A 10,685-nucleotide genomic window follows, 5' to 3' on the forward strand; every position below is an offset into this window, starting at 1 on the left:
TTTAGAAGAAATGCGCATTGCCTGTCCTTTCTGCGGTGAACGCGAACTCGGCGAGTTCACCTATCTCGGCGACGCCAAGCCGGTGCGGCCCGAGGCCGGCGCCTCGGAAGACGAGGTCTTCGACTATGTCTATCTGCGCGACAATGTCGCCGGCGCGACCAGCGAATATTGGTACCATGGCGGTGGTTGCCGGGCTTGGCTGAAGGTCACCCGCAACACGCTGACGCACGAGATTTCCTCCATCGAACCGGCGGCTGGTGCCGGCGCTGCGAAGGTTGGTGCGTGATGGCCGGCGCGCAGACACACCGGCTCGGCAATCGCGGGCTTGTCGACCGCTCGGCACCGCTGAACTTCCGTTTCGACGGCAAGGCTTTCTCCGGCTTCCAGGGCGACACGCTCGCCTCGGCGCTGATCGCCAACGGCGTCAAGCTGGTCGGCCGCTCATTCAAATACCATCGCCCGCGCGGCATCCTGACTGCGGGCTCGGAAGAACCCAATGCGCTGGTTGAGCTGCGCACCGGGGCACGGCGCGAGCCGAACACCAAGGCGACGACGGCCGAACTCTATGACGGGCTCGAGGCCGCCAGCCAGAACCGTTGGCCGTCGCTGCGCCACGACGTGATGTCGGTCAACCAGCTGTTCGCGCCGATCTTCGTTGCCGGCTTCTACTACAAGACATTCATGTGGCCGGCGAAGTTCTGGGAAGCGATCTATGAGCCGGCGATCCGCCGCGCCGCAGGCCTTGGCCGTGCCGCCGGCCTTGCCGATCCCGACCACTACGACAAGGCATGGGCGCATTGCGACGTGCTGATCGCCGGCTCCGGCCCGGCTGGTCTGGCCGCGGCGTTGGCAGCCGGCCGCGCAGGCGCCCGCGTCATCCTGTGCGAGGAGGATTTTGTCCTCGGCGGCCGTCTGCTGTCGGATGGCGGAATGATCGACGGCGAACCTGCGGCCGAGTGGATTTCGCGGACGCTGGCTGAACTGGCTGGTATGCCCGACGTCCGCGTCATGACCCGCACGACGCTGTTCGGCGTCTACGATGGCGGCACCTATGGCGCCATTGAGCGGGTCAACGACCATTTGCCCTCGCCGCCCGAGCACCAGGTGCGCCAGCGCCTGTGGCGGATCGTGGCGAAGCGCTGCGTCGTGGCAGCCGGCGCCATCGAACGGCCGATCGTCTTTGCCGGCAACGACACGCCCGGCGTGATGATGGCCTCCGCCATGCGCACCTATGTCGCGCGCTACGCCGCTACACCGGCAAAGCGGATCGCACTTTTCACCAACAATGAGGACGGCTGGCGCACCGTCGAGACGGCGCTCGGTGCCGGCCTGCAGATAGCGGCGGTCATCGATGCACGGCCCGAAATATCGCCGGCGCATCGTTCGCTGGCCTCGAAGGGCGGCTTCCCGGTGCTGCACGGTTCCGTCAGTGGCATCGACGGCGGCAAGGATGGCGTCAGGAAAATCGCGGTGTCGCTGACCGGCGGCGCGCGCGCCGAGGTCGAAGCGGACGGGCTCGCCGTTTCCGGCGGCTGGAACCCGGCGGTCGGGCTGACCTCCTATCATCGCGGCCGGCCGAAATGGCGCAGCGACATCTCCGCCTTCGTGCCCGACGGCGCGCCTCCAGGCATGGTCGCCGCGGGTGCCGCCAATGGCGATTTCGGGCTCGGCGCCTGCCTGAGCCAGGGATTTGCCGCTGGCGCGGCAGCGGCCCGTGACACGGGGCACAATGGTACGGCGGGCGCCGCGCCTGCCGCCGATGACGAGGCTTTTTCGCTGACGCCGCTCTGGCATGTCGCCGGCAAGGGCAAAGCCTTTGTCGACCAGCAACACGACGTCACCGCGTCCGACATCGAGCTGGCGCAGCGCGAGGGTTTTGAATCGGTCGAGCATCTGAAGCGCTACACCACGCTCGGCATGGCGACCGACCAGGGCAAGACCTCGAATGTCGCCGGCCTCGCCATCATGGCTGCGGTCAGCGGCCGTTCGATCCCCGAGACCGGGACAACGATCTACCGGCCGCCTTACGTGCCCGTCGCCATCGGCGCCTTCGCCGGCCATCACCGCGACGAGACTTTCCATGCGACGCGGCTGACGCCGTCGCATCACTGGGCCGTGGAACAAGGTGCTGTCTTCGTCGACACCGGCCTGTGGAAGCGGGCGCAGTGGTACCCCCGCGCGGGCGAGAAGGACTGGCTGGAATCGGTGACGCGCGAGGTCAAGGCGGTGCGCTCAGGCGTCGGATTCTGCGATGTCTCGACGCTCGGCAAGATCGACGTGCACGGTCCGGATGCCGGCGCCTTCCTCGACCGCGTCTACATCAACACCTTCTCCAGTCTTGCAGTGGGCAAGGCGCGCTACGGTCTGATGCTGCGCGAGGACGGCATCGTCTATGACGACGGCACCACGTCGCGGCTGGCCGAAGACCACTATTTTCTCACCACCACCACGGCCAAGGCCGGTCTGGTGATGCAGCATCTCGAATTCTGCCGCCAGGTGCTGTTCCCGGAGCTCGACGTGCAGCTCACTTCCGTCTCCGACCAGTGGGCGCAGTTCTCGATCGCCGGACCGAGCGCGCGGGAGTTGCTGAAACAGATCGTTGATGAGTCCGAGGACCTTTCCAACGAAGGCTTTCCGTTCATGGGCGCGCGCGAAGTGACGTTGCGCGGCGGCCTCAAGGCGCGGCTGTTCCGCATCTCGTTCTCCGGCGAAATGGCCTTCGAGATCTCGGTACCGGCACGCTTCGGTGATGCGATGGCACGCAATCTGATGCTGGCCGGCGCGCCATTCGGCGTGACGCCTTACGGCACCGAGGCGCTCGGCGTCATGCGCGTCGAAAAGGGCCACATCGCCGGACCGGAACTGAGCGGCACGACGACAGCGGCCGATCTTGGTCTGGGCAAGATGATGTCGACCAAGAAAGACTATATCGGCCGCGTCATGGCCGGACGCGAGGCGCTGGTAGCCCCAGATCGCCAGGTCGTCGTCGGCATCAAGCCGACGGACGAGACACGCCGGTTGCGCTCCGGCGCACACATCATCCCGAAGGGGCAGACGCCCGGCCCCGGCAACGACCAGGGCTATGTCACCTCGGTCTGCTTCTCGCCGACGTTGGATCAGTGGATCGGGCTCGCGCTTGTCGAACGCGGCCGCGAACGCATCGGCGAGATCGTGCACGCGCATGATCCATTGCGCGGCGAAGACTATGACGTCGAACTCTGCAATCCCGTCTTCTACGACCCGGATGGAGGGCGCCAGCGTGGTTGAGTTTTCCTGGGTTTCTCGCAGCCCACTCGAGCATGCGCTTGTCACCGGTACAGATGGCGCACGCGGTATCGAGGCCGGCATTTCGCTGACCGAGATCCGCAATTTTGATCTGATCCAGGGGATGGCGCGGCGCGGCCAGGCGGCCGAGCTGGGACAAGCCGCCAAGGCTCGGTTTGGTGTTGCTGTCCCTGATGCGCCGAAGGCGGTGCGGACTTCGGACGCAACGCTGATCTGGTCGGGACCGGACCAGTTCTTCGTGCTGTCGAAGGGCGGCAAGCACACGATGCAGACGCTGGAGCCCGCATTGTCCGGCTCGCTGTCGGACCAGTCGCATGCGCGGGTTCTGGTCAGCATCTCCGGCGCCAAGGCGCGGACAATGCTGGCGAAACTGTCGTCGATCGATTTGCATCCCGATTCGTTTCCGGTTGGCGCCGCCGCCGCGACGTCGATGGATCACACCAGCGTCACGCTCTGGCGCGACAGTGATCGGACGGATGGGCAGGCGGTGTTCAACGTTCTGATGTTTGCGACGTTTGCCGAGAGCCTTTGGCATACGATGCTGGATTCGGGCGCGGAGTACGGCGTCGACATCAACCATACAGAGAGACTGGCTTAGCCTTGGCTAGTCTTCCCTTCTCCCACAACAAGGGGAGAAGGCAAAGCGCGCCACCTCCGCCTTGCCAAACCCAACCGCACTGCTATTCTTGCTGCTAAAATAATTTCACGCACAGGCAAACTTGTTTCTCGAACCGCAAGGCTGAGATGAGCCAGTCGCCCTACCCCGCAATTGCTGCCGGACCGCCCAAGCCTAGCCTCATCCTGAGGCCGGGCCAGATCGCGCTGCCGCCGGGCATGGAGCGTTATACGATCCAGGGCAACGGCGCGGTGCTGATCGACATCGAGGCCGGCGACGCGATCACCGTGCGCAATGTCGAAGGCGGCCAGGCCTGCGAACTTCTGGCCTGGGACAGGACCGGCGCGACCGATCCCGGCATTTTTGGTGAAGCATCGAACAGCAACGCTGCCGGCATCAAAGCGCTGCTCATAGAGGGCGACGACAGTCTCGCATCCCTGCGGAGCGGGCTCGCCCGCCGGCAGGTGCAGCTTGACCACGCCAGGGCGGTGCGGGTGTTCGGCGTCACGACACCGGCCGGCACCGAGCAGGCTTTCACCGTCGCACGCGATGGTGCGGTGCTGATTGCCGCCCCCGGCGGGCCGATGCTGGTCGATGGTCATGACACGGCGACACCGCTGACCGTCTTCGTTCGCCGCGCCACGATCCGCCCGGCGGCGAAATCGGTATTGGCTGATCCGCTTGCCGACCCGGTGCTCGATTTGCGCGTCCATTCGGCGACCGCGGAGGCCTATTTCGTTGGGGCTGGCGACTATCTGCAGATCATCGATGTCGACGGGCGCCAATGCACCGATTTCCAGTGCTTTTCGGCGCGCAAGCTGGACAGGGGACTGGATCATCCGCTCGACGTGACGACGACGCGCACGCTCATGGGTGCGAGCTACCCGATGCCCGGCCTGCATTCCAAATACTATGACCAGGACATGGAGCCGCTGGTCGAGGTGGTGCAGGACACATGCGGCCGGCACGACGCCTTCGCGCTCGCCTGCGCCGCCAAATATTACGACGACATCGGCTATCCCGGACACACCAACTGTTCGGAGAATTTCAACGGCGCTCTGGCCGGCAAGGGCGTCAATCCCCGCGCGGGCTGGATGGCGATCAACTTCTTCTTCAACACGGCGATCGACGCGCATGGCGTCATGGTGTCCGACGAGCCGTGGTCGCGGGCGGGCGACTATGTGCTGCTCAGGGCGCTCACCGACATCGTTTGCGTTTCCTCCGCCTGCCCCGACGACACGACGCCGGCCAATGGCTGGAACCCGACCGACATCCATGTGCGGACCTATTCCGGCCAGCACAAATTCTCGCGAGCGATCGCCAGACGCATGACGCCCGATTCGGAACCGAAAATGACCCGCGAGACCGCTTTTCATTCGAGCTTTGCCAAGCACACCCGCAACTTTCAGGAGTACAAGGGCTATTGGCTCGCCAATTCCTTCGCCAAGGACGGGCCGATCGCCGAATACTGGGCCTGCCGCCAAGACGCGGTGATCATGGACCTGTCGCCGCTGCGCAAGTTCGAGGTCACCGGCCCGGATTCCGAAGCGCTGCTGCAATACACGCTGACCCGCGACGTCAAGAAGCTTGGCGTTGGCCAGGTGGTCTATTCGGCCATGTGCTACGAGCATGGCGGCATGATTGATGACGGCACCCTGCTGCGGCTGGGCAAGGACAATTTCCGCTGGGTCGGCGGCGACGATCTGTCTGGCGAGTGGCTGCGCGAGACGGCGACAAAACTCGGCCTCAATGTCCTTGTGCGTTCCTCCACCGACCAGATGCACAATGTCGCCGTGCAGGGACCGAAGAGCCGCGACATCCTCAGGGAGGTGATCTGGACCTCGCCGCTGCAGCCGTCGATCGACGAACTCGAATGGTTCCGCTTCGCCGTCGCCCGCATTGGTGGCGGCAACGGCATTCCGGTCGTCGTCTCGCGCACCGGCTATACCGGCGAGCTCGGCTACGAGATCTGGTGCCATCCGCGCGACGCCGAAAAAGTCTTCGACGCCATCTGGGAAGCCGGCCAGCCTCACGGGCTGAAGCCGATGGGACTGCAGGCGCTGGACATGGTGCGCATCGAGGCCGGGTTGATCTTCGCCGGATACGAATTTTCCGACCAGACCGATCCGTTCGAGGCCGGCATCGGCTTCACCGTGCCGCTGAAGAGCAAGACCGACGATTTCGTCGGCCGCGAGGCGCTGATCCGCCGCAAGGAGCACCCGCAGACGAAGCTGGTCGGTCTCGACATCGACGCCAATGTCGACGTCGGCCATGGCGATTGCGTGCATGTCGGCCGTGCCCAGATCGGCGTGGTCACGTCAGGCATGCGCTCGCCGGTGCTGAACAAGACCATCGCGCTGGCCAGGCTCGATGTCACCCATTCGGCTGTCGGTACCGAGGTCGAGATCGGCAAGCTCGACGGCCATGCCAAGCGGCTGCCGGCGCGAGTCGTCGCCTTCGCCCACTACGATCCGCAAAAGACCAAACCGCGTTCCTGACGGCCCTTCCCTCCCAAGACAGTGAGGCCGTGCTGCAGTTCGTGATAGGAATTTTTTCTTGACCTGCTGAGGGCAGCTATGCTACATATTCGTCCATGGTGCTGATTTGCGCCGCGACCCGCCTCCGGCGGGTTTTCGCTTCCTGACCCTTGGTCCTTTTCCGAACAATCCCACCGCGGCAGTGTGAAGCCGACATGTTTCGCAAGCGTGATGTGCACGGCGCGACAAATCGCTTGACCTGAAAGCGCGCCGGATCAATCTTCACTGTTAAGAAAAAAATGCGACTGAGTGGAAACACCGACAGCCGCCCAAAGCATGCGTCGATGATGAAGCCTCGCGAAGTCGCGGCCGTCACGAACGGGGAACATCAAAATGGGGAACAAAGACATATGAGCACGATAACGACTGTCCTGGAGCCGCTTGCCGAAGGCAAGTTGCACCGAAATATCGACTGGCGCGGCGCCTTCTGGGTGGCGAGCGGCGTGCCGGCCCTGGTCCTGTTCTCGATCGGCGGCATTGCCGGCACGACCGGCACGCTGGCCTTCGCGATCTGGATCTTCTCCATGATCATGGGCTTCCTGCAATCCTTCACCTATGCCGAAATCGCCGGCCTGTTTCCGAACAAGTCGGGCGGCGCGTCGATCTACGGCGCCACCGCCTGGCTGCGCTATTCCAAGTTCATCGCGCCGCTGTCTGTCTGGTGCAACTGGTTCGCCTGGTCGCCGGTGCTGTCGCTCGGCTGCTCGATCGCCGCCGCCTACATCCTCAACGCGCTGGCGCCAGTGCCGCTGTTCACCGAAACCTCACCCGATGTCGTCGCCTATATCGCCGCGCATGCCGGGACGAGTGCCGCCGACGCCATCACAGCGGTGACCGCGGCGGCGACGCCGGCAATCCGCAACTGGACGCTTTACAGCCACACGCTGGGACCGGTCTCGTTCACCTTCAACGCGACCTTCTTTATCGGCGCAGTGCTGATGCTGATCATCTTTGCGATCCAGCATCGCGGCATTCTCGGCACCGCCAATGTGCAGAAATATATCGGCCTCTTGGTCATCGTCCCGATGCTGATCGTCGGCGTGGTGCCGATCGTCACCGGCCAGATCAACTGGGCGAATTTTTCGCCGCTGGTGCCGCTGGCCGCAGCCTACGCGCCCGAGCCCGGTGCCTGGAACATCGCCGGCTGGACGCTGGTGCTTGGTGGTATGTTCATCGCCGCCTGGTCGACCTACGGCTTCGAGACCGCCGTCTGCTACACATCCGAGTTCAAGAACCCCGGCACCGACACGTTCAAGGCGATTTTCTATTCCGGCCTTCTGTGCATGCTGCTGTTCATCCTGGTGCCGTTCACCTTCCAGGGCGTGCTTGGCCTCAACGGTATGCTGGCGACGCCGATCGTCGACGGCTCCGGGGTCGCCGACGCGCTGGCCGGCATGGTCGGCGGCGGCGCGCTAGTCCACAGCCTGTTGGTGATGCTGATGATCCTGGCGCTGGTGCTGTGCATCATGACGGCCATGGCCGGCTCTTCGCGTACGCTCTACCAGGGCTCGGTCGACGGCTGGCTGCCGCGCTATCTCAGCCATGTCAACGAACATGGTGCGCCGACACGGGCAATGTGGACCGATCTCGTCTTCAACCTGATCGTGCTGGCCATCGCCTCGGCCGACGCGACGAGCTTCTTCTTCATCCTCGCCGTGTCGAATTGCGGTTACATCATCTTCAACTTCCTCAACCTCAACGCCGGCTGGATCCACCGCATCGACAACGGCCATATCGCACGGCCCTGGAAGGCGCCGAGCTGGCTGCTCGGGATCGGGGCGATCTTCGCCTATGTCAACGCGATCTTCATGGGCGCCGGTGCCAAGGTATGGAACCCGATGGCGCTGTGGGCCGGCCTGATCACGGCAGCGCTGATCATCCCGGTGTTCTGCTTCCGACACTACATTCAGGACAAGGGCAAGTTCCCCGACCACATGCTGGCCGATCTCGGCATGACGGGGGCCGACCTCTCGGTCAAAAAGGCGGGCATGCTGCCCTATCTGACGCTGGTCGCCGGCGTGGTGGTGATGCTGCTCGCCAACTGGTTCTTCGTCATCTGACCTCATAAAAATAAAAAGGATCGGGCGCGCTTCGGCGCGCCCGATCCTTTTCGACTGGCGTGATCGATCTATTCGGCGGCAAGCGCCAATTGCGGCTTTTCGGCTTCCTGGCTCAGTTCCAGATCGTCCGTCCGTCCCTCCGCCCCGCGCTTTTTCGGCTCCCGGCCGAAGAACAGGGCGTAACCGGCCGGCAGGACCAGGATGGTCAGCACCGTGGCAACCAGGATGCCGCCCATCATGGCGTAGGCGAGCGGACCCCAGAAGACGCCGCGCGAGATCGGGATCAGCGCCAGCACCGCCGTCAGCGCCGTCAGCGTGATCGGCCGGAAACGGCGAACGGCCGAACCGATGATGGCCTCGTAGCGGTCCATGCCCGCGGCGATGTCCTGGTCGATCTGGTCGACCAGGATGATCGAGTTGCGCATGATGATGCCGAGCAGCGCGATGACGCCGAGAATGGCGACGAAGCCGAACGGCGCACCGCTGATCAGGAGTGCCGCGGCAGCACCGATAATGCCAAGCGGACCGGTCGCCAGCACCAGCATCGCCTTGCCGAAGTTCTGCAGCTGGATCATCAAAAGCACGACAATGACGGCCAGCATGATCGGTGCCTTGGCGGCGATCGAAGCCTGGCTTTCCGCCGAATCCTCCGCACCGCCCTGGATTTCGATCTTGTAACCGGGCGCCAGACCCGCACGCAGGTCCTTCATGTCGTTGTACATCTTGGTGACGACGTCGTTGGACTGCACGCCGTCGGGCAAGGTGGCGCGCACGCTGATGGTCGGCAGGCGGTCGCGGCGCCATTCGATGCCTTGCTCCAGCACCGGCACCACCTTGGCCACCTGCGACAGCGGCACGAAACCGCCGAAGTCGGTCGGGATATAGACCGAGTCGACCGAGGACAGCAGGCTGCGGCTGGCATTCGGCTCGCGGGCGACGATGGACACCGTCTCCTCGCCGTCGCGGAAGTCGTCGAGCGGCGCGCCGGACATCGTCGCCTGCAGCATCTGGCGGATGCGCTGCGAGGTAACGCCGAGTGCGCGGGCACGATCCTGGTCGATGACCAGCTTCATCGCCGGAACCGGCTCCAGCCAGTCATCATGCACGGCGCCAAGCAGCGGATCTTCACGGAACTTCGCCTTCACCTGGTCGGCGATGCGGCGCACCTCCTGGCGATCCGGCCCCATGACGCGCATCTGCACCGGCCAGCCGGTCGGCGGACCGAGGAACAGACGATCGACCTTGGCACGGATGGACGGGAAGTCTTGCGCCAGAACGGTGCGCAACTTGACGATCAGACGCTCGCGAGCCGGTTCGTCATTGGCCATGACGAGCAACTGGGCAAAGTTGGGGTTGCTCAGCTGCTGGTCGAGCGGCAGGAAGAAGCGCGGCGCGCCCTCGCCGATATAGGTGGCGATGTAACGCTTGTCCTTGTCGTCCATCATCTTGGTCTCGAGCGCCTTGGCCTGCGCCTCGACTTCCTTGATGCTGGTGCCTTCCGGCAGCCAAAGGTCGACGAGGATTTCCGGCCGCGACGATTGCGGGAAGAAGTTCTGCGGAATGAACTGGAAAGCCCACAGGCTGGTGCCGAAGGTGACCAGCGTCATCACCAGGACGATGATGCGATGGCGCACGGCCCAGCTGACGGTGGCACGAAGCCGGCGGTAGAAACGCGTGTCGAAGACATCGTGATGGCTGCCGGCATGCTTGCGCTGCTTGAGGATCATGTTGCCGAGCCATGGCGTGAAATAGACCGCGACGAACCAGGAGACGATCAGCGCGATGCCGACGACATAAAACAGCGTGCGGACATATTCGCCGGCGGTCGAGGCCGCGAAGCCGACCGGAATAAAGCCGGCCGTGGTGATCAGCGTGCCGGTCAGCATCGGGAAGGCGGTCGAGGAATAGGCGAAGCTCGCCGCCTCGACCTTGACCATTCCCTCCTCCAGCTTGCGCTCCATCATCTCGACGACGATCATCGCGTCGTCGACCAGAAGACCGAGCGCGATGATCAGCGCGCCGAGCGAGATGCGCTGCAGGTCGATGCCGAGCTCGTACATGATGGCGAAGGTCGCGGCCAGCACCAGCGGGATGGCGATGGCGATGACCAGGCCGGAACGCCAACCGATCGACAGGAACGAGACCACGAGCACGATCAGCAACGCTTCGCCAAGCGCATGCATGAAC

General features: G+C 64.2%; 6 protein-coding genes. 5 read left to right on the forward strand and 1 reads right to left on the reverse strand.

What is annotated here, in order from left to right:
- The first annotated feature begins 10 nt into the window (after window positions 1-10).
- From EN879_RS01425 to EN879_RS01445, 5 genes are all read left to right on the forward strand, one after another.
- The gene (locus tag EN879_RS01425; protein WP_024502588.1) at window positions 11-286 is read left to right on the forward strand and encodes a sarcosine oxidase subunit delta family protein; all 276 of its coding nucleotides are present in this window, start codon (window positions 11-13) and stop codon (window positions 284-286) included.
- Window positions 286-3,267 carry a sarcosine oxidase subunit alpha gene (locus tag EN879_RS01430; RefSeq protein ID WP_063167613.1) on the forward strand — a complete coding sequence of 994 codons (2,982 nt, stop codon included), beginning with the start codon at window positions 286-288 and terminating at the stop codon, window positions 3,265-3,267. The genes EN879_RS01425 and EN879_RS01430 overlap by 1 nt, the downstream gene beginning before the upstream one ends.
- On the forward strand, window positions 3,260-3,883 hold the full coding sequence (locus tag EN879_RS01435; protein WP_063170183.1) for a sarcosine oxidase subunit gamma: 624 nt from the start codon (window positions 3,260-3,262) through the stop codon (window positions 3,881-3,883). The genes EN879_RS01430 and EN879_RS01435 overlap by 8 nt, the downstream gene beginning before the upstream one ends.
- A 146-nt stretch (window positions 3,884-4,029) precedes the next feature.
- Complete coding sequence (locus EN879_RS01440) at window positions 4,030-6,399, forward strand: aminomethyltransferase family protein (RefSeq protein ID WP_063167612.1); 2,370 nt, start codon at window positions 4,030-4,032, stop codon at window positions 6,397-6,399.
- A 389-nt stretch (window positions 6,400-6,788) separates the two neighbouring features.
- Window positions 6,789-8,498 (forward strand): APC family permease, encoded by a 1,710-nt coding sequence (locus EN879_RS01445; protein WP_024502584.1) that lies wholly within the window; start codon window positions 6,789-6,791, stop codon window positions 8,496-8,498.
- A gap of 68 nt (window positions 8,499-8,566) precedes the next feature.
- Here the strand turns inward: EN879_RS01445 and EN879_RS01450 are convergent.
- Window positions 8,567-10,685, reverse strand: a 2,119-nt coding sequence (locus EN879_RS01450) for an efflux RND transporter permease subunit (RefSeq protein WP_164774295.1), incomplete at its 5' end; no start/stop codon positions are given.

Source organism: Mesorhizobium sp. M7A.F.Ca.AU.002.02.1.1, from assembly GCF_003998535.1.
In the GTDB taxonomy this organism is placed as follows: domain Bacteria; phylum Pseudomonadota; class Alphaproteobacteria; order Rhizobiales; family Rhizobiaceae; genus Mesorhizobium; species Mesorhizobium ciceri.

What these genes read in the sequence shown, in the direction of transcription:
- EN879_RS01425 (WP_024502588.1), top strand. Translation starts at nt 11, where the DNA reads ATGCGCATTGCCTGTCCTTTCTGCGGTGAACGCGAACTCGGCGAGTTC.
- EN879_RS01430 (WP_063167613.1), top strand. Translation starts at nt 286, where the DNA reads ATGGCCGGCGCGCAGACACACCGGCTCGGCAATCGCGGGCTTGTCGAC.
- EN879_RS01440 (WP_063167612.1), top strand. Translation starts at nt 4,030, where the DNA reads ATGAGCCAGTCGCCCTACCCCGCAATTGCTGCCGGACCGCCCAAGCCT.
- EN879_RS01445 (WP_024502584.1), top strand. Translation starts at nt 6,789, where the DNA reads ATGAGCACGATAACGACTGTCCTGGAGCCGCTTGCCGAAGGCAAGTTG.